A 22,884-nucleotide genomic window follows, 5' to 3' on the forward strand; every position below is an offset into this window, starting at 1 on the left:
GTGGGAAAATATGAGGAGATTAGTAGGGTCCTTGCGTACACCCCGTCACTTTTTTGTTTATATGCTTGGTTTTTTACTGTTAACTGAGTGGCTGATGCCTCTTCCTGCTGTATCGGATACAGGTTTCATCTCTTTGTATGTAGGGGCAACAGCGCTCTTTTTTATGCTGACTTTTTTTAGAATTCCCTGGTGGGCTCTCATCCCTTTAATGGGGATCATTATTATGTACGGGCTCCATCTTATATTTTTTCCGTATACATTTATGAGTGGTCCCTGGTGGCAGTTCTTCTTTTCTGATATAGGAGCGAACCTTTCATTAATAGCAGGTGGAGAATGGTTTTTCCTAACGGAAATGTTCAGGAGTTTTCTCTTTTTTATTTTAATGGCTATTATGAGTTATTTGATTTATTTCTGGGTGATTTACGTCCGGCGTATTTTTTTCTTTTTTGTAGTGACAGTAACGTATATTGCGGTTATGGATACTTTCCTTCCATACGACGGAACGTTTAGTATATTAAGAGTATTTTTCATAGGGTTTCTTTTACTTGCTGTCCTCCAGTGGGACCGTGTGACAGGGGAATTTCCTGGCAGGGTAAAGTCCGGCCTGTGGGTTAAGTGGACATCTCTGGCTTTGGTTCTATTGTTCGTAGCAGGAAGCGTGGGAATCGCTGCTCCTAAAGAGAAACCTCAATGGGAGGATCCGATGCCGTTTTTACAAAACCAGTCTGGGGTGAACCCAGGAGGGAGTGGAGAGACGGTAGAAGGCACACAGCGCATTGGCTACGGAGATAATGATGAAAGGTTGGGCGGAGGATTTGAGATGGATGAGTCCCCTGTCTTTCGAGCCTGGGCAGAACGAGGCCACTATTGGCGCGGAGAGTCAAAGAATGTCTACACAGGTCACGGCTGGGATGCTGATACTCCGGAAAAAAGAGTTCCTCAAAGCATGCACTATGAGGAAGGCATATCTGTAGAGGAGCTGGACACAACGATAGAATTTGCGGAAGGAAGATCCTACGGCTTGCTATTCTATCCAGGGGAGCTTAGAGATGTGAACGTTCCCGGTGCTGACGTCACTCCATCAGTTGACCGGCATACAGGCCAGGCGGAAGTCCACTCAGAAGGATCGCATCTTGAATCTTCCCCCTATGAAGTATCTTATTCTTACCCTCAATTTCCTATCGAGAGAATGAGGGAGAATGCTTCAAGTGATCCTGATGATATTGAACACTATTATTTACAATTGCCAGACGAGCTTCCAGAACGGGTGGCAGATTTAGCTGAAGAATTGACTTCCGGGCACGATAATCGATATGACAAAGCCCGGGCAGTAGAAAGTTATTTAAACAGTTCAGAGTTCACTTATGAGACAGAAGATATTGCTGTGCCTGAAGAAGGACAGGATTATGTTGATCAATTTTTATTTGAAACCCAAGAGGGTTATTGTGACAACTTCTCTACCTCTATGGCTGTCCTCCTTCGTTCAGTTGATATTCCGACGCGCTGGGTCAAAGGGTTTACGAGGGGAGAAGAAGTAGAATATACAGCAGAAGGTTCTCTCTATGAGATTACAAATGCAAACGCTCATTCCTGGGTAGAAGTTTATTTTCCGGATGTAGGATGGGTTCCTTTTGAACCGACTCGGGGATTTTCATCTTCCTTTGATTATATTTTTGAAGAAACAGGCTTCCAGGATGAGGATTGGGAAGCAGAACAAACGGATCCATCTGAGGCAGACGTTGAGGAAGAACAAGAAGAGGGAGCTGCAGAAGAAGAGGAGGAAGAGGAAGCAGGAGCGGCTTCCGTAGAGGGGAGTATTCCCTGGTGGGTCTTTGCACTTCTGGCTGTTTTAGCTTTAACAGCGTTTATGTTTAGGCATTCGGTAATGAAACAAGTGACTCTCCTTCGATATAAAAAAGTTGAAACAAGCGAGGCGGCCTCTTTCATGAAAGCCTTTGAATCCCTCCTCTGGCTTTTAGGGTTTAATGGGATGAAAAGGGAAAACGGAGAAACACTCCGAGAATTTGCTGGCAGAGTCGATGAGGCCTATGGGACAAAGGAAATGAGCTTACTGACAAGCTATTATGAAAAAATGTATTATGGAAATAAAACCACAGGCCCTGCAGATTGGAGCAGTGAAAAAGATGTCTGGGCAGGCCTGGTAAAGCGAATCGAGCCTTGACCGCAATAAAAGCGGTTGATAGAATATAACTCGTGTTTTAATGCAGAGAAGTCAACGTCATACACCTTCGTATATCCTGGGGATAGGGCCCAGAGTTTCTACCTGGTTACCGTAAATAACCAGACTACGGAGGCAGAGATATAATAGCTGAAGAATAAGCATGAGAAGCTAGAATCTGCCTTTGTTTTATTAGGTAATTCTGGCTTCTTTCTATTTAGGGGAGTTATTTTTGAAAATAGTATCCTGAATTTCGAAGAAAACTTTTCTTTTTCTTCACTTTTCGTTAGGATAGTGGAGAATAATAAGAACATATGTCGGTTTATACAGAGCTTATTCATATCAAAGAAATACAGATAAAGGTGGAGAGAAAATGGAAAACATCCATGAGAAAATCATTGTGTTAGATTTTGGCGGTCAGTACAATCAGCTCATTACAAGAAGGATTCGGGATTTGGGAGTCTACAGTGAGCTTCATCCCAATTCTATATCTGCTGAAAAGGTAAAGGAAATGAAGCCGACTGGAATTATCTTCTCCGGCGGGCCAAATAGTGCTTACGTGGAAGGAGCACCAGGCTGTGATGCGGAAATCTTTGAACTAGGCATCCCTATCCTTGGTATTTGCTACGGCATGCAGCTTATGACTCACCATTTTGGCGGGAAAGTAGAAGAAGCCTCTCACCGTGAATATGGAAAAGCTCTTATTACTGTCGAAAACAACTCCCTTCTTTACAAAGATCTTCCAGAAGAGCAATCTGTATGGATGAGTCATGGTGATTTAATTAAAGCTCCTCCAGAAGGATTTACGGTTGATGCAACCAATCCATCCTGCCCGGTAGCGGGAATGAGTGATGAAAGCCGGAATTTTTATGGCGTTCAGTACCATCCAGAGGTAAGACATACACAATTTGGAGACGACCTGCTAAAAAACTTTGCATTTGAAATCTGCGGCTGTAATGGCGATTGGTCCATGGCCAATTTTGTTGACGAGCAGGTTGAGCTGATCAGAGAACTTGTAGGCGAAAAGAAAGTACTGTGCGCCTTGAGCGGTGGAGTAGACTCCTCAGTTGTAGCTGCTTTAATCCATAGAGCCATTGGCGATCAGCTTACGTGTATGTTTATTGATCATGGTCTTCTTCGCAAAGATGAAGCTGAAGGTGTAATGGAAACCTTCAGCGGTGATTTTGATATGAATATGATTAAAATCGACGCGCAGGAACGTTTTCTCTCTAAGCTAAAAGGGGTTTCCGATCCGGAAGAAAAGCGTAAAATCATTGGTAATGAATTTATTTACTTGTTTGAAGAAGAGGCCGGCAAGCTGACAGATATGGATTATTTAGCACAAGGAACTCTCTATACTGACATTATTGAAAGTGGAACAGATACGGCTCAAACAATTAAGTCTCATCACAATGTAGGCGGCCTTCCTGAAGACATGAAGTTTGATTTAATTGAGCCTTTAAACACTCTCTTTAAGGATGAAGTACGTAAGCTTGGAACCGAGCTTGGGGTGCCCGATGAAATCGTATGGCGTCAGCCATTCCCTGGGCCAGGCCTTGGTATCCGTGTTCTTGGGGAAGTCACAGAAGAAAAATTGGAGATTGTCCGCGAATCCGATGCCATTCTTAGAGACGAGATCAAAAAAGCCGGCTTGGACCGTGAGATTTGGCAGTACTTTACGGCCCTTCCTGATATGCGCAGTGTAGGGGTAATGGGAGATGCTCGTACGTATGACTATACAGTAGGTATCCGTGCTGTGACTTCCATTGATGGAATGACTTCTGACTGGGCTCGTATCCCGTATGACGTGCTTGAGAAAATATCAACTCGAATCGTAAATGAAGTAAAGCATGTAAATCGGGTAGTGTACGATATTACTTCAAAACCGCCTGCGACAATTGAGTGGGAATAAATTACCGAATAATTACAAGAGAAATATAAATATTGTTCGCTTTTTCTGTTGACTCATGATGTGATTGCTGATAAAGTAAAAAATGTCGAAAGTCGTCATGTAAATGTGTTCGTATAATCGCGGGAATATGGCCTGCGAGTCTCTACCAAGCTGCCGTAAATGGCTTGACTACGAAGAATCTGCTGCAGAAAAACAAACGGACTATTTTCTGTAAGGATTTTTTGTTGTTGATGCTTCAGGTAGATACCTGAAGCATTTTTTATTGCTCCCAGGAGACCATGGTGCTCGATTGAACATACTTTCAACGGCTGCAGGCAATAAAAAAAGTTCTGTAAGGAACAATATATTATAAAAGCACTGGAGAAAAGAAAGTAGGGGAAAAGCATGGATCGGTACTTTAATTTTAAAGAACATAACACCAGCTACCGCCAGGAAGCGGTTGGCGGGTTAACGACATTTTTGGCCATGGCCTATATATTGTTTGTCAATCCACTGATATTGGCGGACGCAGGCATGGATGAAGGGGCGGTTTTTACGGCAACAGCGTTAGCTGCGGCTTTAGGAACTCTTATTATGGGACTTATTGCTAAATATCCAATAGCTCTTGCACCTGGAATGGGTCTAAACGCATTTTTTGCATATACTGTCGTGCTTGGAATGGGGATTGAATGGCAGCTTGCTTTGTTCGGAGTATTTGTTTCAGGTATTATCTTCATTATCATTTCATTATTAGGAATCAGGGAAGCTATCATTAATGCAATCCCTGCTGAGCTGAAGTATGCTGCTGCAGCTGGTATTGGTCTTTTCATCGCTTTTATCGGCTTGAAAAATGCTGGAATCGTTGTGCCCTATGAAGCAACCGCAGTTACGCTTGGAGACATGAGCGAGGCAACAACACTGCTGGCAGCCTTTGGTCTTGTGGTAACTGTCATTTTAATGGTTAGAGGATTTCGTGGAGGAATTTTCTACGGGATGATTATCACGTCAATTGCTGGAATCATTGTTGGCTTAATTGATATGCCAAGCCAAATAGTAGGTTCTGTACCAAGCCTGGCACCAACCTTTGGTGTCGCGATTACCAGCTTGTTTGAAGTCGAATGGACCACTACCTTAATGGTCCAGCTGTTAATCGTAATATTAACTTTCTTGTTTGTGGACTTTTTTGACACCGCTGGAACACTATATGCGGTAGCAAACCAAGCCGGTTTTGTAAAAAATAATAAGCTTCCTAGAGCTGGTAAAGCTTTGCTGTCTGACTCTTCTGCTTCATCTATTGGAGCACTGCTTGGAACATCAACAACAACAGCTTATATTGAATCATCGGCAGGTGTGGCTGCCGGAGGGAAAACCGGGTTCGCATCAGTCGTGACAGCTGGATTATTCTTGATTGCTATGTTCTTTTCACCGCTATTAGCTGTGGTAACAGAGGAAGTAACATCTGCTGCATTAATTATTGTAGGAGTGTTAATGGCAGCTTCCCTTGGCCTTATCGATTGGAAGAAGCTTGAAATTGCTGTTCCGGCTTTTCTAACGGTTGTCGCCATGCCATTAACCTACAGCATTGCAAACGGAATTGCCCTTGGTTTTCTTTTCTACCCAATTACGATGGTAATGAAAGGACGTACAAAGGAAGTTCACCCTATCATGTTTTTACTGTTCTTTGTTTTCCTTGCTTACTTTATCTTTCTTGGAGAATAAATGAAATGCCTGCCTGCTTTCCCTTATTGAGGAAGCAGGCCTTTTTGTATCTTGATAAAATGTTCAATTCAGGTGAGGGGAAGAAGGGGAGGACAACCTTGAAATTTGAGCATCTCACTATGTACAAAGGAATGCTTCACAGCAGACCGAAAAAGTCAGTCATAAACATAAGAAATAAAATGGCAGCAAAAAAGAACATTTGACTTACTGTGTAAAGGCAGGCTTTTGGATGAGACGCGTATTTCCACTCCATCACCGCTCGAACACTTTCAACCAGAAAGTAGTAGCCCAAAGGTATAATCAAAGGTGAGTGCAGCCAGGTGAGCTCTGCAGGCTGCTTTGTTGGTTCTCGTCCGTTATAAGCCGTGACAAGCACACTCAATGCTAACAGACCAAGAAAGGTGAATTGGAGAAAAGAGTCGATCTTCTTATGAGTTTCGTTGACATAGTCATTGGTAAACCACGGTTTCTTCTTCAGGTTAAGCCATTTTCTCATACCTGCATTAAAGGTTAGAAACAGCAGGCTAATACCACTTAAAAGAATAATCAAATTTACCCAAAATAATAGATCCGTGCCATACATAAACAATTTTCCCTCTCCATCATCTCGTAGAATAATCTTCAACCAGTGTAACAAGAAAAAAATAGATAAAAAAGAAATAAAAGGAATAAAAAAGCGCTGTTTCTCTTTTTAAAATCCATATATTTATTTTTTTACTAATGCTAGAAGTGAAGAGAAAATAAAAAGTTTTAAAAAATAAAAAGAAGGGTAGAATAAATGTTGACTTATGTCGAAAACCTTGTTATATTTTAGAAACATTCTTCTTGCGAGATAATATAACAGAGAACGCAAATGATCTGAATCTCATCATATAATGAGAAAAATGGGGCATTAGCTCAGCTGGGAGAGCGCCACACTGGCAGTGTGGAGGTCAGCGGTTCGAGCCCGCTATGCTCCACCAATACTAATGAACATTCTTGAATACAGCAAGTTGAATTTATGAAACCACGCAGTTCTCCAATCGGGGGGCTGCGTTTTATTATGGATACGGGTGTGGCCATTCTGCACCTGTATTTTTTTGTAGTTTAATAATTTTAGTTCAGTATAAATAAAGCGCTTCCCTTATTCATTGATAGATGCCCTTAAGAGGCCTTACAATATAGGTGAGTCTGTAAGGAGTGGAAAAAGAGAGAAATGCATACAAATACGAGGAAAACTGGAGGCGTATGATGAATTCTTTCAAAGCATTAGTTGTGGATAAAAGCGGAGATGAAGAGGTAAGTGTCAACGTAAAAGAGCTCCAACAAGATGACCTTCCTGCAGGTGATGTACTTATTAAAGTCCATTATTCCAGTGTGAACTTTAAAGACGGACTTGCTGCAACCAAAAATGGAAACATCGTATCCAGTTATCCGATGGTGCCCGGCATTGATCTTGCCGGAGTCGTAGAGTCATCGGATAGCAGCTCATTTTCTAAAGGTGATAAGGTCATTGTAACAAGCTACGATCTTGGCGTGGATCATTTCGGCGGATACAGTGAGTACGCAAGAGTTCCATCGGAATGGGTAGTGCCGCTGCCTCAAGGTCTATCCTTAAAAGAAGCAATGATTTTTGGCACAGCTGGATTTACTGCAGGGCTGTCTGTCATTAGGCTTCAAGAGGAAGGTGTTACTCCTGAAGATGGGCCGGTTCTAGTATCAGGAGCTACCGGAGGAGTCGGAAGCATGGCTGTCGCTATGCTTGCTAAGCTTGGATATGAGGTGGTAGCAAGCACAGGCAAAGAATCAGAACATAATTATTTAAAAGAACTGGGAGCATCTGAAATTGTATCTCGTGAAGAGCTCAACCCTGAAAAAATCAGGCCCCTTGATAAACAAAGATGGGCAGGAGCTGTCGACCCTGTTGGCGGGGAGACATTGTCTTATATTTTAAGCACCGTAAAGTATGGTGGGGCAGTCGCGGTAAGTGGATTGACTGGAGGCACAAAGGTACCGACGAGTGTGTTTCCTTTCATTTTGCGAGGCGTAAATCTAGTTGGAATAGATTCGGTGCATTGTCCAATGGAACGTCGTAAGAACGTATGGGAACGTCTGGCAGGCGACCTTAAGGTAGAAGATTTGCTTGAAACCATAGAGGATACAATTACTCTTGAAGAACTGCCTGACACGTTATCAGAGATTTTACAAGCAAAGGTAAGAGGAAGAAAAGTGGTAGAGCTATAATCTAAGAGCAGGGCTGCAGCCATAGAGAGTGGCTGCAGTTTTTTTATGGGTGCTTGTGCCTTAGTAGAGAGCGTGAAGAAGGGAGACCGGGAGCTGGAGGATAAGAAGCTCGGGTTTTGATATAAATTTGATTGTATTTAGCATTTGATTTTACATATTTTTTTGCTGTTCCTTAAGCCAGACAAATCTTTGAAAACCGAAATCAACAACAAAGACATCTGTTGGTTCTCGGGTCTCTACCTTTTATTTTAACTACTCTATTTTTTCCTTACTGTCATCCATATCTCACTTTTATTCTCTTTACTCGCAAGTATTTCCGGCCCCTCTACATGCTCGTATCCAGAGGAAGGAAACCATTCCGAATAGATTCTTCCCCAGGCATCTTGCACTTTATCCCAATCGCCCTCCACCTCAAACACCGCCCAAGTATTCTTCTGAATCTCAAGCTCTTCCAAATTTTCTGGGCATTGTTTCGTTGTAGCAGCTGCAATGTAGTAATCCAGTTCGCCATGTTGACTTCGTTCCTCAGAAAAATTCGCACATACATTGATGATCCCTCTAGGTTCTAATTCAGATAAGCTTTCAATTTGTGAATATGTTTTATCACTAATAGACTCCCACATCCCCGATATTTCAGGGTTTGTACCTGCAGGCACCAGTGTAATCCTATTTTTCCAACCTGCCACTCGAAATGCACCTTTCTCCTCAACTCTGTAATTCAATTCTGTTCCTCCTTTTATTGTTAGTTGGAAGGTCATTTGTGGAAAAGCTTTGAGTGAATGGGCATGGAGGCGCGCCTCTGTCGGAGTAACTCCATGAAGGCTTTGAAAGGCTCTTGTAAAGGCATCTGGTGAATGATAGCCATATTTCATTGCTATATCTATCACCTTTTCATTGCTATTCTTCAAATCAAAAGCAGCATGTGTCAGTCGACGTCGTCTGATATATTCTGAAAGTGACACGCCAGCCAGGAACGAAAACATTCTTTTAAAGTGGTATTCCGAACATTGTGCAATTCTTGACACTTCTTGAAAATCGATTTCATGCATCAAATTATCTTCAATATAGCTTATTGCTCCATTCATATTTTCCAGTGAATCCATCATCATGACCTCCCTTTCAACAATAGAATAACAATTATGGTTCAATGGACCCCGACTATTGGTGCACATTTCTGCAGGATTGCTGTGAAGTCTATTATGATACTGCTCTTTACAAACAATAAAACCATTACACTCGTTCATAATAGATGTTTATCCAGGCATATTGCCAGGTGACTTTTTTTATTTGAGCTTATTTATTGGTAGTCTGAATCGGATTATTTGTCCTTGCTTCTGTTGTTTCATTTTAGCGTTCTAAGCTTAATGTCCACAATAAGAACATTCTCTTACAAATACGACGTAAATGGTATCTCCAGCTGCTACGAATGCCCATTATTTATACCACTTTGCTGATAAACAAACTGTCAAAACCTACATTGAATAAAAGCCATATACATCCTGAAAAACATGTTTGCAGGATGAAAATCGGGTATAGGACAGTAAGAGTATTTACCAACTCGAGTATTACAGCGTGTAAGGAGGAAAAAGCATGAGTCTGGAAATCAAAGGGCTTGGGAAAGAAATAGAAGACAAACTCATAGAATACAGACGTTACTTTCACGAAAACCCAGAATTAAGCCAAGAGGAAGAGCATACCTCAAAAACGATTCAGGAATTTTTAGACGAGCATGACATCCCGTATGAAACTGGGTTTGCCACCCATGGTATCCTGGCGATTATTGAGGGAGAAAAGGAAGGGAAAACGATCGCTCTTCGAGGGGATATGGATGCATTGCCTATCGATGAAAAAACCGGACTCCCTTACGCTTCAAAGAAGGAGGGGGTCATGCATGCGTGTGGGCATGATGCTCATACTGCGATGTTGATGGGGGTTGCGCTTATCTTAAAAAAGAAGCAGGATAAGCTGCCCGGCAAGGTTCTCCTTGTCTTTCAGCCAGCGGAGGAGCTTTCCCCTATCGGAGGCGCTGAAGATATGATGAAAGACGGGGTGTTTTCTAAACACAAGCCTGATGCCATCTTTGCCCAACACGCTCAGCCGGAATTGGAAGTGGGAGAGGTAGGGGTGCTTTCTGGACCCGTTCAAGCGAACTCTGACCGCTTTAAGATAACTATTAAAGGCGAAGGAGGGCATGCCAGCAAGCCTCATCAAGGAAAGGATGCAATTGTGGTTGCAGGACAAGTGATTAGTGACCTGCAAACCATTATCAGCCGCAGCGTGGACCCTTTAGAGTCTGCTGTGCTGACTCTTGGAGAAATTCACGGTGGGAAACGCTATAACGTTCTTCCTGGTGAAGTAACCATAGAAGGAACACTTCGCACGTATAAAGATGATGTAAAAGAAACAGCAAGAAGCCGAATGGAAGACATTCTCTCAGGCCTTGAAGAAGCAATGGGGGTGACAATTCAGCTGGAATATCTAGATGGATATCCTGCAGTGGTCAACTCCAAAGAATGGGAAGAGACATTGCGTTCTTCCGTAGAAAAAATTGTAGGGCAAAAATCAATGCCAGAAGTAAAGCCGAGCCTTGGTGGAGAGGACTTTGGTCGGTTTTTAGAAGAATATCCTGGCTTCTTTTATTGGATTGGCACAGCCATTCCTGGAAGGGAAAGACAGAAGCCTCTTCATGATGAGGAATTTGAATTTAACGAGGATACGTTAGTACCAGGGACAGAAATCATGGCCCAGCTTGCAGTGGATGCCTTGGAAAACCTGGCACAGGAGTAATGTCAAAAAGGACTTCGCGACGAGCGAAGTCCTTTTTTCAATCATTACTCATTTTTGAATTTTTCTTCAAGGACACGGCAAAGCTCGGTTCCAACGGCGCTAGTCGAAGCCTCGCCCCCTAAATCAGGAGTATTTGCTTTTTTCTCAGTTAGTACAGTTTCGATTGCTTCCAAAACGCGTGCACCCCAGTCTTCGTGACCAAAGTGGTCTAAAATCTGACTGACTGACCAAACGGCAGCCAGAGGATTTGCAATTCCTTTTCCGGCAATGTCAGGAGCAGAACCGTGAACAGGCTCAAACATGGATGGGTAATTTCGTTCCGGGTTAATATTTGCACCGGCAGCCAGACCAAGCCCTCCGGCTAAGCCTGCCCCTAAATCTGTTACGATATCTCCAAACAGGTTGGAAGTGACAACGATTTCAAATCTTCCGGGATCAGTGACAAAGAACATGGCGGCTGCATCAACCAAATAAGAATAGGTGGTGACTTCCGGATAATCCTGACTTACTTCTTCAAACACTTCATCCCAGAATACCATCGAGTAATTGAGGGCATTCCCTTTGCTTATGCTTGTTAATGACTTACCGGATTCTTTCGCAATTTCAAAAGCATGACGGATAATTCTTTCCGTTCCTTTTCGGGAAAAGACCCCAGTTTGCAGAACCACTTCTTCAGGCTTTCCTTTAAAAAGCCAGTCGCCGGCACCGGCATACTCGCCTTCACTATTTTCACGTACAACGAGCATATCGATGTTTCTGAGCTTTGGATCGTCCTTTAACGGAGTGGATGAGCCATTTAATAGTTTTATAGGGCGGAGGTTCACATACTGATCAAAGCCTTTTCTTATTTTCAACAAAAGATCCCATAAAGAAATATGATCAGGAACACCTGGAAATCCAACAGCTCCTAAATAGATCGCATCAAAGTCCTTTAATTTTTCAATGCCGTCCTCATCCATCATTTTTCCGTTTTCCGTGTAATATTCACAACCCCATGGGAAGCTTTCAAACGAAAATGACAGGGAAGGATCTAACTCTTCAATCGTTTTTAACACCTTAAGCCCTTCAGTGGTCACTTCTGGTCCAATACCATCCCCTGGTATCACTGCAATACGGTATGTCATACAATCAACTCCTGCTATGTATAGATTATAAAGCGAAATGTCCGTGGAACGAAAATAAGACCAGGCGGACAGAACCTAGTCTTATTTTACTTTAAACTCTATCATAAAAGCGAATTCAAATGTAAACGATTAAAATTTAAGCAGATGCTAACACTTCTTTTACCGTCTCAGTAAAGGTTTCAAGCATGAATTTATAGTCTTCGTCGTTTAAATTCAAAGGAGGGGAAAGTGCGAGAATATTATTATAGCCGGCAACTGTATCTGACGTTTTTCCAATAATAAGTCCTTTCTTCTTGCAAGAGCCAACAATTTTGGCGAGAATCTTTTCATCTAGTGGTTCCTTGGTCTCTTTATCCTGTACAAGCTCTACCCCGGCAAGGAGACCCTTCCCTCGTATGCTTCCCACATTTGGCAAGGATTCAAGCGTCTTTAGGTCTTCGAGAAGTTTTTTGCCCAGGGTTGCAGAGTTTTCAACTAACTTTTCATTTTCCATAATCTCCAGATTTTTCAGGGCTGCAGCACAGGCCGCTGGATTGCCGCCAAATGTGTTTACATGACGGAAGTGGTCATGCTTGTCGTCTCCTTTAAATGCTTCGTATATATCCTTGCGCACAGCAGTGGCTGAGAGCGGGAGATAGCCGCTTGTAATCCCTTTTGCCATGCTTATAATGTCCGGTTTCACATCGTAATGCATGAAACCAAACGGTTTTCCAGTTCTCCCAAAGCCGCAGATTACTTCATCAGCTATAAGAAGGGCATCGTGTTTATCGCAAATTTCTCTCACTCTTTTCATGTAATTATCATGCGGAACAAGGATGCCCCCTCCTGTAATGATTGGCTCCATTATAACCCCGGCTACTGTATCACTTAATTCCCAGGTCATCGTCCGGTCAATTTCACTCGCACACTCCAAACTGCAGGTTTCAGATTCCTTCCCAAAAGGGCAGCGGTAGCAGTCAGGTGGTGTCACTTGAAGAAAGCCTTGGGCTAGCGGTTCGTACTTGTAGCGTCTTTGGGCCTGACCGGTTGCAGCTAATGTTGCTAGCGTATTTCCGTGATAGGAACGGTAACGGGAAATAAACTTATGTTTTCCGGGGCGTCCTGTTTGGTGGAAGTATTGACGCACAAGCTTAAACGCTGTTTCATTGGCCTCAGAGCCGCTGTTGGAGAAAAAGAACACATACTCATCACCAAGCCATTCGTTAAGCTTTTCTGCAAGCATAATAGCAGGGACGTGACTTTGGGTTAACGGATAATAAGGCATATCCAGCATTTGTTCATAGGCAGCCTCTGCAATCTCTTTTCTTCCGTACCCAGCGTTTACACACCACAAGCCAGACATTCCATCCAGATAGCGATTACCTTCAATGTCAGTAACCCATGAGCCTATAGCATGGCCGACAATCATTGATGGGTCAGGGCTGTGGGGACGCATGCCATGCCAGATATGCTCCTGGTCTTTCTTTTGAAAATCCTCGACGTTTGTAACACTTTTATGATCAGACATAAAAAAACCTCCAGTTTTTAAATAAGTAATTTGTTCCTGCTACACATGCTTATGAAGGCGCAGTTTCTTCATTGATTAAATGTTTTGGCTGCTTTCCTTGAAGGGCAGCACGCAGATTTTTTTCAGCCAGTCGAGACATATTTAGTTCATTCTCATGAGTGGAAGAGCCAAGGTGAGGAGTGGTTACCACATTTTCCATATGCAGCAACGGGTTATCTTTCTCAACGGGCTCTTGCTGGAAAACATCCAGACCGGCAGCCTTTATTTCCCCGGCTTCCAGAGCTTCAATAAGCGCTTTTTCATCGACTGTTTCGCCTCGTGAACCGTTAATAAAAATTCCTTCCTTCTTCATTTTTTGGAAAGCCTCACGGTTCATCAAATGTCTTGTCTCGTTGGTCAGAGGAGTCATTAAGCAGACAAAATCACTGCGCCCTAAAAGCTCATCAAAGGAGACAAACTCAGCCTCATATTGATCCTCGGCTTCGGGTTTTTGAGAACGGTTATAGTAGAGGATGTTCATATCAAAGCCGAATCTGGCACGTTTGGCAATGGCTTGTCCGATTCTCCCCATACCTATAATGCCAAGCGTTTTATGGTGAACATCGGTTCCGAATTTTTCCTCCGGAAGAACCTTTGTCCATTCTCCATTCTTTACGTATTGATCTAGCTCGGGGATGCGGCGGGCTGTGCCCAGTAATATAGAGAAAATCGCATCAGCGGTTGTGTCAGTCAGCACACCTGGGGTATTTGTTGCCGTAATGTTACGCTTTGTAAGAGCCTCTATATCCAGGTTGTCGTAGCCAACTGAGACATTACATACAACTTTTAAGTTAGGAGCATGGCTCAATAGCTTTTCGTTTACTTCCAGTTCTACATTAATAATTCCTTCAGCTTTTTCTAATGCTTCTTTGAAGTCAGGATTGTCCAAACCTTCCAAATCAGTAAAATAGGAAAGATTGAAATCCTTTTCTAAGTCATTTATAACAGGAGAGGATATTCGATTATAAGCGAGGACATAAGGTCTATTGCTCACATGTCTTCACTCCTTTCACAAGGCTATAATGTCGACAAACGACAAGACAGGTTAATGTTAAGTTGACACAAGATCAATGATTTGTCAAACACTATTTAGAAAATTCTGAAATAAAAAAGTGGATTAAGTTATTAAAATTGATAAAATATTCAAAAAATAATTTGACATATAAAATTAGTACCGATAAGATAAAAAACAACAATTGATTGTCGACAATCGTTAGAAAACATTGCTTTTTTGGCAAAGTGACTGCTAGGTGTGGGCCAGAAGGTAGTTCTCTATAATCAACTAGAATGGATCAGGACAGGATAGTCCACAAAAATAAAATTACAGAAAAGAGAGAAAATTATGGTTAAAAAATCATTGCCATCAAATCCCATAAAACAAAAGCCATTAAGTCAAGTGGCAGCAGAGGAATTGAGACGCAGAATATGGAGCGGTGAAATATCTTTTGGGCAAAGGCTGTTGGAGGCTAACCTTGCTTCCGAACTTGATATCAGCAGAAGCTCCTTGCGAGAGGCCTTGCAAACCCTTGAGTATGAAGGCTTAGTCATCAATAAAGCCCGCAAAGGCACATTTGTAAGTAGTTTTACTGATGATGATCTTCGTGAAATTAATGAAATAAGATTACATCTGGAGGTTCCGGCAATTGTGAAGGCTGCAGAAAATATTATAGAAAAGGACATTCAGTATCTGGAACTTCTCATACGACACATGGAAGAGGAGAGTCAAAAAGATGACTGGCAACTTATGTTTAATTTAGATATAAGTTTCCATTTATACCTTATAAATTGTTGCGATAACTCAAGAATTAAAAAAATGTATAACATTATTCAAATGCAGATTCGAACATTTCTCTCCCAGTTAGGTAAGTACTACAGTAAAAATGTAAATCAATTTATTGAAGAGCATAAGGAACTTTTAGAAGCGGTAAAATCAAGGGATAAAAAAAGAGTTGAAGCAGTAGCATCGGCGCACATTTTGGATGCAGGGGATTTTTCTTTCGAGCATTAGCTTTAAAGAATGCATCTGTAAACAATAAAGTTTTCTTCCCGTTGAATTTGCAGAATATTTAAATAAGGAGGAATAGTCTTGAAATCAAAACAAAAGATACATAGTTATATCCATAAGGAAAGAGAAAATTATATTACATTTTTCAAAAAAATGATAAAAGAGCCCAGTGTTGCAGGAGCCGAAGAGGGAGTACAGTCTCTTGTTGCCGAGCGTTTAAAAGAAAATGGACTGGAAGTAGAGATGTGGGAACTGGATTATAAGGAACTATCGCAAAGTCCCTTTTTTAACTCTGAAAGAACAGATTTTAATGGAAGTCCTAATGTAGTAGGTGTGTGGAAAGGGATCGGTGGTGGCAGGTCGGTTATCTTAAATGGACACGTCGACGTGGTTCCTGAAGGGGAAATAGCCCAGTGGAATGATGACCCTTTTTCAGCAAAAGAAGAGAACGGAAGGATATATGGAAGGGGGACGACAGACATGAAGGGAGGGAACCTTTCTGCTCTAATAGCGTTGGAGTCCCTTCTGCATAATGGGTACAAGCTAAAAGGAGACGTAATCTTTGAAAGTGTAGTTGAGGAAGAGAGCGGAGGATCAGGCACCCTGGCAGCCATTCAAAAAGGGTATAAAGCAGATGTTGCGCTTATTCCTGAACCAAGTGAGTTAAGAATTTTTCCAAAACAACAAGGGTCTATGTGGTTTGAGGTTTCAATCAAAGGGATCTCTGCTCACGGAGGAACAAGGTATGAGGGAGTAAGTGCAGTTGAGAAAGGCATAATTGTTTATCAACATATAGCGGAGCTTGAAAAGAAAAGAAATGACCGAATAACAGATCCTTTGTATGAAGACAATCCTATTCCAATTCCAATAAACATGGGAAAATTTCAAGGAGGTTACTTCCCTTCTTCAGTACCCGACCGTGCCACGATAGAAGGAAGAATGGGGATAGAACCAGGGGAAACCATAGAGGAGGCTAAAAAGGAGTTTGAGGAGTGGCTTGACGGGCTTTCCTCCAAAGATGACTGGTTCAAAGACAACCCTGTGGACGTTAAGTGGTTTGGTTTAAGATTGCCGCCAGGAAATTGCGATCTTGATCACCCAATGATGGATATTTTACAGAAGAGCTATAAAGAGACTAAAGGGAAAGAAGCTGTTGTAGCTGGTTCAACCTGGGGAACTGATGGCGGCCTTCTAACACAAGTGGGGAACATCCCCTCTATCATTTTTGGTCCAGGAACAACAAAGGTATGTCATTATCCAAACGAATACATTGAAATTGAACATATTTTTGAAGTGGCAGAGATCATGGCGCTTGCTATTCTCCAATGGTGTGGTCACACAGAGCAGTAAAAGGAAAGGGTCAGAAAAAATGCAAGCATTACATTTTATTAATGGCAAATAGACAGGCTCGCAGTTGAGAAGAAAAGAGGTCATAAACCCGGCAACCCAAGAGGCGGTAGGGAGTATTGCCTATTAGTTACAGGAGGTGAAAGAAAATCAGGAAGCGGATATTCCGCTCCAACCGTATTAAAGGATGTTAATAAATGATGCTTGTCATGAATGAGTAAACCTTTGGACCTGTAGCTCCTGTTAAGGAATAAGACTTGCTAATAACTCTCCATATGGGCCTGGCAGCTTATGTTTTTACCGAAAGTTTTTAGACTCAACGAAAAGCTGGATTACGGTATCGTAGATTGGAATGATGGCACTCCATCTGTTCCTCAAGCACCGTTTGGAGGCATAAAAGAAAGTGGCATTGGAAGAGAGAGACCAGCAAGGAATAAAAAATATTTTAGAAACACAGTATGTTTTTCTTAGGGTTGTAATAAGAGAGTTCCCTTAAAAGGTTTATACGCGGAAGAGAATAAATAAAAATAAGGAAGTGATGAGCCGATGAAAAAGTGGATAGCGTGTATAGGGGCAGGAACTTTACTAACGGTTGCAGGTTGTGGGAACGGCGGGGAGGAAGTGGACCAGGAAGCGGCAGAGGGTTCTACAGGTGGAAATGGCGGGAGTGATGAAGAATTCACTATTGGCGTTACTCATACGGTTCCTGAAACAGGATCTACCCATCTAGGCATGGAGCGTTTTAAGGAACTTGTTGAAGAGAATACAAACGGGCAAGTTACAGTGGAAGTTTATCCGAACGGCCAGCTTTATGCGTCAGAAAGAGAAGCAATTGAGGCAGTCCAGTCAAGAAACATTGAAATGACTGTTACAGCTTCTGCTCCTGTGGCTGGATTTGACAGTAAATTCTTAGTTCTGGATTTACCATTCTTATTTCCGGATCATGAGACCGCCTATGAAGCTCTAGATGGAGATTTTGGACAAGAACTGCTTGACCGTCTTCCAGACGTTGGATTAAGAGGGTTGGCTTATGGGGAAACAGGTATGCGTCAAATTACCAATAACAGCCATCCCATTGAATCGCCAGATGATTTAAATGGATTAAGTATACGAACAATGGAAAACCAGGTGCACATTGAAACGTTTAATGCCTATGGAGCCGATGCCTCACCGTTTGCTTTTGGCGAACTTTATAGCGCTTTGCAGCAAAATATTTATGATTCTATGGAAAACCCTATTAATTTGATTGATCAAATGAATTTTTATGAAGTACAAGAATACCTTTCAATCACCAATCATGCATACACGGCAACGGTAGCATTTATTAATGATGACTTTTTTATGGACATGCCCGAGGAGTATCAAGGAATTGTACAAGATTCCGCTAGAAAAGCTCTTGATTATCAAAGAGGACTTGCAAGAGAGCAGGATGAAGAGGGCCTAGAAGTCATTCAGGATCATATGGAAATCAATGAACTCACAGAAGAACAAATCAACTCCTTTATTGAAGCTTCAGAGCCTGTATATGAAATGTTCCAGGATGATATTGGTGAAGACCTCCTAGAGCAGGCACGTTCCTTCAGCCAGTAATATTGTTCCCTATCCTTTGCCATGTCATTGCTTTGTTTTATTTGTTTTTAAAAACCTTCTTATTAATTTTTTCATCAAAGAATTGTGGTGTTTGCTGTCAGCTTCTCCTTGCTCCCTTCTGAATCCATTGTATGGACGCTGAGCCCATTAGTGGTACTGCAGAACTGGATACCTGTTTACATCCAAAGTTTTGAAGCTACCAAGCATCCACAAGGAGGTTTGTTGTAACTGTGCCCTAGCCAGAGATGGAGTGGTGCAAAAGCTTTTTATAACTATTGGGCGGGGAGAAAATAGGAGCAGGTTTCCATCAGGCAGAGTCAGTAGCACCGACTGATTCTTCAATAGAATGGAAGAGAAAACTGGACTTGGCTGGATGATAGTTGTTAAAAATCACTATATATTCTTTTGCAGAGCCTTTTAAGAAGTAAAAAAGATTGCCTGTTAGATGGAGGGGAGCTAGGAAAGGGGGAAAGGTAATGTGGAGGATATTAGATGAAAGATTTGAAGAGATAATCCTTGTAACAACAATGGTAATCATGGTTTTCACAATATTTGCTCAAGTATCTTCCCGATTTGTTTTAGGCAGTTCGTTTAGCTGGGGAGCAGAGCTGGCCCGGTACATGCACATATGGCAGGTATGGATGGGAGCAAGTTTAGGCATTCGGCGCCAAGAACATGTGCGAATAGACGTGTTTGTTAATAAGTTTCCTCCGATGGCGCGGGTGGTTATGGATATAACTGCATTGCTTGTTTGGTTTGGTTTTGCAATGTTCCTTGCTATACAGGGGACAATCTATATAAATGGTATATTTGAGAGCGGTCAACGAAGCCCCTCATTAGAAGTTCCTATGTGGGTTCCTTATTTAGCAATTCCACTTGCAGGTCTGCTTATGGGAGTACGCCTTGTGCAGCAAATTATAAAAAGAGTAAGAGCTCCTTATGAAGTGCAGGGAAAGGGGGAGATGTAGTGTGACCATAGCAATTTTATTTGGGTCATTTTTCTTCCTGGTTTTAATCGGGCTTCCTATTGCTCTTTCATTAGGAGCTGCTTCTCTCTTAACTATTGTGTTAACAACAAATATGCCCACGAATACAATCATCCAAAATGCTTTTACTTCTTTGGACTCCTTTCCGTTAATGGCTATACCGTTTTTTATTTTAGCTGGGGCACTCATGAGCAGCGGAGGAATCTCCAGAAGACTGCTTGACCTGGCCAGTGTTCTAGTTGGCTACTTAGTTGGTGGCCTTGCCATGGTTACTGTAGTAGCGAGCATGTTTTTCTCTGCGATTTCAGGTTCAGGCCCTGCTACTGTAGCAGCAATAGGTTCTTTTATGATTCCCTCAATGAAACAAAGGAATTATGGTGAAGGGTTTGCAGCGGCAATTACTGCAGCTTCTGGTTCAATAGGCGTCCTGATCCCCCCTTCTATTCCTTTTGTAATGTATGGGGTGGTAGGGAGTGTCTCAATTGGCTCTATGTTTTTGGCAGGTATCCTTCCAGGTATTATTTTAGGTTTTTGTTTACTAATAGTAGCATATGCCATCTCGAAGAAAAATAAGTATGTAGGTACAGGTAAACCGCCAACATTTATGGATGTACTAAAAGCGTTAAACGAAGCAAAATATGCTCTTCTCATTCCGGTTATTATCCTGGGCGGCATTTATGCTGGAATATTCTCCGCTACTGAATCCGCAGCAGTGGCGGCTGTATATGCTTTATTTATTGGAGTGTTTGTATATAAAGAGTTGAATATTAAAAGCTTATACCAAAGCATAGCGCAAGCAGCTATTACTAATTCTACAACCGTTATAATCATTGGCTTCTCTATATCTTTTGCTTATTTAATGACAATGGAAAGAATCCCGAACACAATTGCTGACTTTATTGTAGGGATTTCAGAGAGCCCTATTATTATTATGTTAGTGATTAACGTTTTTCTTCTTATAGTAGGAATGTTTATAGATACCATTTCAGCATTGGTTATATTGACGCCTATCCTTTTACCTGTTGTTACTAATATCGGGATTGATCCTGTCCATTTTGGAGTGATTTTAGTGACAAACCTTGCAATTGGATTTATTACACCGCCTCTTGGCGTAAATCTTTTCGTAGCGTCAGGAGTAGGAAAGGTACCTTTTGAAAGTATCTCTAAAGCAATTATTCCTATTTTTCTAGTAATGATTATTGCATTGTTAGTTATCACTTATGTCCCAGAACTATCAACCTTTATACCAAGTTTAGCCGATTAATGATATGGTTGATAGCAAAAGAAATGAAACATGCAGACACCTTTTCTTATTTCGGAGATTTAGTACTTTAAGTATATAAGTGAATATAGCTCCTCTTTCACGATATAGTGTCAAAACGTTTTGTTGCTAAAAAAATATAGTGATTGAAATGGGAAAGTAAAAAAGGACTTAGCTTGTGGCAATAGAGTTTAATATTCTTTACCTAAAAATAAATCATCATTAACCAGAAAGAGAGTGTCCCCAAAACTAAGACTTTTGGGGACACTCTCTTAGTGTTATGAAGGCAGGCAGGAATTAAATTGAGGCAGACGGGAAAACAAGGCTTTAGCGTCCGAGTACCCGGCTTCGTATAAAGCAGTGAGCTTCTCCTGGCTTTTCTCTGTACGGCTGATTGACACCTCTCTAGAAGGTCTTAGCACAAAGATCGTACCTGTTTCTTCAAGTTCGTCAATGTAATCGAGGGTGCGGTTATAGAGCTGATGCCTGGTTTCTATCGTTTCAATTAGATTAGGATACTTGCGCAGCAGTTTGTTTGTCACTCGCTGCATTCGTGATCCTTTCTTTCTGTACCCTTTTTCACGAGTAAGGATTACAATGTTTCTTTTGTATCCTGCTTCTTCTGCTTTTTTTATTGGTATGGGGTCTGCAACTCCGCCATCAACAAGCTCTCTTCCCTCATAATTTACAACAGGTGAGAGAAGGGGAATGCTGCTGGAAGCACGCACAGCATTGAGCAGATCGTGACATTGGCTGCTTTTAATGTAATAAGGCTTGCCGGTTCTGCAGTCTGTCGTTCCTATAACCAGCTCCTGATCGCTTTCTGCAATTTCCTTAAAATCCAGCGGAACAATTTTGGTAGGGATTTCATCAAAGAGAAAGTTCATGCCAAACAAACTTCTTTCACTAAGGAGGTTCCGAAAGCCCAGAAACCTTGGATCTTTTACAAGCCCAATGTTAACTTGCTTGTTTCTTCCATGCTGGCGGGATAAATAGGAGCAGGCCATAGATGCTCCTGCTGAGACACCTACAATGTAAGGAAAATGAATATTATGGGTTAAAAAATATTCCAGGGCACCGGCTGTATATAGGCCCCGCATGCCTCCTCCTTCTAAAACAAGACCTGTATCTTTCATACGCTTTCTCCTCCCGGTTACTTCGATTCCTGTAATGAATTGTATCAAAAGCATGGAAAGAGTGTAAGGAAAAGGTGGTCAAAGCAGTCCAAAGGAAGGTAATTAAAATGTATTTCTGTTCACAATAAAAGCCGGGCACTATATGCTGCCCGGCCTAAACGGTTTCTCTGTGTTTATTTTGCAATAGCCACTGCTTTACGCTCAAGCCATGGCATGATGTCTTCATAGGAGCTTTTGGCATCCTTATAACCCGCTTCATATAAGGAGGTCAATTTTGTTTCATCTTTTTCTATAAAAGTGATACAGGCTTCCCTGGACGGGCGAAGGACTTTGATTCTTCCTTTTTCTTCTAGCTTCTCAACCTCTTCCATTGCCTGATTATAGCGAAGGTGACGGGAGAAGATTGACTGAATCAATTTTTCGTGCTGAGGATATAGCTTTTCCGCCAGCTTTTTTAATTTGTAAGGCTTTTTGCGATAGCCTTTGGGTTGAGTAAGAACAACAAGGTTCTGCTCAAACCCGTCGTTAAATGCTTTACGGAGAGGAATGGGATCAGCGATTCCGCCATCAAGAAGCTCTTTTCCCTTAAATTGTACCATAGGAGCGATAAAAGGAAGGCTGCTTGAAGCACGAACAGCATCCAATAGCTCTATGTCATCAGAGTGATCAATGTAATATGGTTCGCCTGTTTGGCAGTCAGTCGTTACAATAACAAACCGTTCCGGGCAAGTTGAAATGCTGGTTACATCTAAGGGCTCAATGTTGGTAGGTACTTCTTTATAGATAAAATTCATGCCAAAGAGGCTTCCTTCTTTAAAAAGGTTTCGGAAGCTTAAAAAACGAGGGTCTCTAACATGGTCAATTCCCACTTTTCTATTTCTGCCTTTTTGTCCTGAAAGGTAGGAGCAAGCGTTAGAAGCGCCGGCGGAAACTCCTATGACATAGGGGAATCGTATATTTGAATCCAGGAAGAATTCCAGGACACCTGCTGTATAGGCGCTTCGCATGCCGCCCCCTTCTAGAACAAGACCCGTGCTGTCCATATACCAGAACTCCTTTTAGATTGGTTAGTGAAGTTTCTCGGGATTAT

17 protein-coding genes, 1 tRNA gene, 1 pseudogene and 2 riboswitches are annotated in these 22,884 nt (G+C 41.9%); of the genes and pseudogenes, 12 read left to right on the forward strand and 7 right to left on the reverse strand.

Annotated features, from left to right (window positions below; translation table 11 throughout):
* The first annotated feature begins 10 nt into the window (after positions 1 to 10).
* The 3 genes from CEF17_RS00190 to CEF17_RS00200 all read left to right on the forward strand — a co-directional run bounded on the left by CEF17_RS00190 (position 11) and on the right by CEF17_RS00200 (position 5,789).
* Positions 11 to 2,182 (forward strand): transglutaminase TgpA family protein, encoded by a 2,172-nt coding sequence (locus CEF17_RS00190; RefSeq protein WP_157842880.1) that lies wholly within the window; start codon positions 11 to 13, stop codon positions 2,180 to 2,182.
* A 47-nt stretch (positions 2,183 to 2,229) separates the two neighbouring features.
* A riboswitch (purine riboswitch) is annotated at positions 2,230 to 2,329 on the forward strand.
* Between the two features lie 223 nt (positions 2,330 to 2,552).
* A complete protein-coding gene (gene guaA, locus CEF17_RS00195; protein WP_100397777.1) occupies positions 2,553 to 4,091 on the forward strand; it encodes a glutamine-hydrolyzing GMP synthase in 1,539 nt (512 codons plus the stop codon).
* Positions 4,092 to 4,180: 89 nt separating this feature from the next.
* Positions 4,181 to 4,282: riboswitch (purine riboswitch) on the forward strand.
* Between the two features lie 193 nt (positions 4,283 to 4,475).
* Entirely contained in the window at positions 4,476 to 5,789 is a 1,314-nt protein-coding gene (locus CEF17_RS00200) for an NCS2 family permease (RefSeq protein WP_100397778.1), read from the forward strand.
* A gap of 136 nt (positions 5,790 to 5,925) precedes the next feature.
* On the opposite strand, the gene CEF17_RS00205 is transcribed toward CEF17_RS00200, so the two are convergent.
* A complete protein-coding gene (locus CEF17_RS00205; protein WP_232725549.1) occupies positions 5,926 to 6,372 on the reverse strand; it encodes a DUF4181 domain-containing protein in 447 nt (148 codons plus the stop codon).
* A 303-nt stretch (positions 6,373 to 6,675) separates the two neighbouring features.
* Here CEF17_RS00205 and CEF17_RS00210 point away from each other — a divergent pair.
* Both CEF17_RS00210 and CEF17_RS00215 read left to right on the forward strand, forming a co-directional pair.
* A tRNA-Ala gene (locus CEF17_RS00210) sits at positions 6,676 to 6,751 on the forward strand.
* Positions 6,752 to 7,019: 268 nt separating this feature from the next.
* A complete protein-coding gene (locus CEF17_RS00215; RefSeq protein WP_100397780.1) occupies positions 7,020 to 8,012 on the forward strand; it encodes an NADPH:quinone oxidoreductase family protein in 993 nt (330 codons plus the stop codon).
* Between the two features lie 257 nt (positions 8,013 to 8,269).
* Here CEF17_RS00215 and CEF17_RS00220 read toward each other — a convergent pair whose 3' ends face one another.
* The gene (locus tag CEF17_RS00220) at positions 8,270 to 9,115 is read right to left on the reverse strand and encodes an AraC family transcriptional regulator (protein WP_100397781.1); all 846 of its coding nucleotides are present in this window, start codon (positions 9,113 to 9,115) and stop codon (positions 8,270 to 8,272) included.
* Between the two features lie 487 nt (positions 9,116 to 9,602).
* Here CEF17_RS00220 and CEF17_RS00225 point away from each other — a divergent pair, with 487 nt between their 5' ends.
* Complete coding sequence (locus CEF17_RS00225) at positions 9,603 to 10,799, forward strand: M20 metallopeptidase family protein (RefSeq protein WP_100397782.1); 1,197 nt, start codon at positions 9,603 to 9,605, stop codon at positions 10,797 to 10,799.
* Between the two features lie 44 nt (positions 10,800 to 10,843).
* On the opposite strand, the gene CEF17_RS00230 is transcribed toward CEF17_RS00225, so the two are convergent.
* The 3 genes from CEF17_RS00230 to CEF17_RS00240 all read right to left on the reverse strand — a co-directional run bounded on the left by CEF17_RS00230 (position 10,844) and on the right by CEF17_RS00240 (position 14,463).
* Entirely contained in the window at positions 10,844 to 11,923 is a 1,080-nt protein-coding gene (locus CEF17_RS00230; protein ID WP_100397783.1) for a tartrate dehydrogenase, read from the reverse strand.
* Positions 11,924 to 12,059: 136 nt separating this feature from the next.
* Positions 12,060 to 13,430 (reverse strand): aspartate aminotransferase family protein, encoded by a 1,371-nt coding sequence (locus tag CEF17_RS00235; RefSeq protein WP_100397784.1) that lies wholly within the window; start codon positions 13,428 to 13,430, stop codon positions 12,060 to 12,062.
* Between the two features lie 49 nt (positions 13,431 to 13,479).
* Positions 13,480 to 14,463, reverse strand: coding sequence for a 2-hydroxyacid dehydrogenase (locus tag CEF17_RS00240; RefSeq protein WP_100397785.1), 984 nt, complete (start codon positions 14,461 to 14,463; stop codon positions 13,480 to 13,482).
* A gap of 348 nt (positions 14,464 to 14,811) precedes the next feature.
* Between CEF17_RS00240 and CEF17_RS00245 the strand changes: the two genes are divergently transcribed.
* The 6 genes and pseudogenes from CEF17_RS00245 to CEF17_RS00265 all read left to right on the forward strand — a co-directional run bounded on the left by CEF17_RS00245 (position 14,812) and on the right by CEF17_RS00265 (position 20,661).
* Positions 14,812 to 15,477, forward strand: coding sequence for a GntR family transcriptional regulator (locus CEF17_RS00245; RefSeq protein ID WP_100397786.1), 666 nt, complete (start codon positions 14,812 to 14,814; stop codon positions 15,475 to 15,477).
* 78 nt (positions 15,478 to 15,555) lie between these two features.
* Positions 15,556 to 16,824 carry a peptidase gene (locus CEF17_RS00250; protein ID WP_100397787.1) on the forward strand — a complete coding sequence of 423 codons (1,269 nt, stop codon included), beginning with the start codon at positions 15,556 to 15,558 and terminating at the stop codon, positions 16,822 to 16,824.
* A 218-nt stretch (positions 16,825 to 17,042) separates the two neighbouring features.
* Positions 17,043 to 17,317: pseudogene (locus tag CEF17_RS19770) on the forward strand (aldehyde dehydrogenase family protein); the annotation flags it as partial.
* Between the two features lie 50 nt (positions 17,318 to 17,367).
* Positions 17,368 to 18,411: a DctP family TRAP transporter solute-binding subunit gene (locus CEF17_RS00255; protein WP_100397788.1), complete on the forward strand. Its 1,044-nt coding sequence runs from the start codon at positions 17,368 to 17,370 to the stop codon at positions 18,409 to 18,411.
* A 476-nt stretch (positions 18,412 to 18,887) separates the two neighbouring features.
* Positions 18,888 to 19,379 (forward strand): TRAP transporter small permease, encoded by a 492-nt coding sequence (locus CEF17_RS00260; RefSeq protein WP_100397789.1) that lies wholly within the window; start codon positions 18,888 to 18,890, stop codon positions 19,377 to 19,379.
* Position 19,380: 1 nt separating this feature from the next.
* Positions 19,381 to 20,661, forward strand: coding sequence for a TRAP transporter large permease (locus tag CEF17_RS00265; RefSeq protein ID WP_100397790.1), 1,281 nt, complete (start codon positions 19,381 to 19,383; stop codon positions 20,659 to 20,661).
* 275 nt (positions 20,662 to 20,936) lie between these two features.
* Here CEF17_RS00265 and CEF17_RS00270 read toward each other — a convergent pair whose 3' ends face one another.
* Entirely contained in the window at positions 20,937 to 21,794 is an 858-nt protein-coding gene (locus CEF17_RS00270) for a patatin-like phospholipase family protein (protein ID WP_100397791.1), read from the reverse strand.
* 173 nt (positions 21,795 to 21,967) lie between these two features.
* Positions 21,968 to 22,837 (reverse strand): patatin-like phospholipase family protein, encoded by an 870-nt coding sequence (locus CEF17_RS00275; protein ID WP_100397792.1) that lies wholly within the window; start codon positions 22,835 to 22,837, stop codon positions 21,968 to 21,970.
* Positions 22,838 to 22,884: the final 47 nt, after the last annotated feature.

Origin of the sequence: Bacillus sp. FJAT-44742 (assembly GCF_002797315.1) — a bacterium.
GTDB lineage: Bacteria > Bacillota > Bacilli > Bacillales > Marinococcaceae > Thalassorhabdus > Thalassorhabdus alkalitolerans.